Source organism: Pseudomonas nitroreducens TX1 (genome assembly GCF_000313755.1).
Taxonomy (GTDB): Bacteria; Pseudomonadota; Gammaproteobacteria; order Pseudomonadales; family Pseudomonadaceae; genus Pseudomonas; species Pseudomonas nitroreducens_A.
Genome location: NZ_AMZB01000007.1, coordinates 1 through 367, shown reverse-complemented (window position 1 = coordinate 367; position 367 = coordinate 1). Strand labels below are relative to the sequence as shown.

The 367-nt window shown below is 67.3% G+C and carries 1 protein-coding gene; it reads right to left on the bottom strand.

Annotated elements, in window-relative coordinates:
• Nucleotides 1-367, bottom strand: a 367-nt coding sequence (locus tag C167_RS31925) for a DUF5801 repeats-in-toxin domain-containing protein (RefSeq protein ID WP_037005691.1), incomplete at both ends; no start/stop codon positions are given.

Below are 367 nucleotides of genomic sequence, written 5' to 3'. Positions count from 1 at the left end.
CGAGCCGGCACCATCGGCGCCGAACTGCGCATTGAACAGGTCAGCCACCGAACCGGTGCTGCTGGCGTCCAGGTTCAGGTTGGTCTCGTCCACCGTCAGGTGCAGTCCCTCGGTGTTGCCGGCGGAAATGCTCGGGCCATCGTCGAGGAAGGTCAGCTTGCTGCCCAGGTCGATGGACGTGGTGGCGCTGTCACCGTCCTTGTCGGTGATGGTGGCGCTCAGTGCCAGGGTGTTCGGGTCGAGGCTGACGCCTTCATTGGCATCGGCAGTGGGATGCACGACGGCGCGCACCTGGTCGAGGGTGACCTTGCCGTCCTGGCCCAGGGTCACGCGGAAGGCCACGTCGCCGTTCACGCCGCCCACGCGG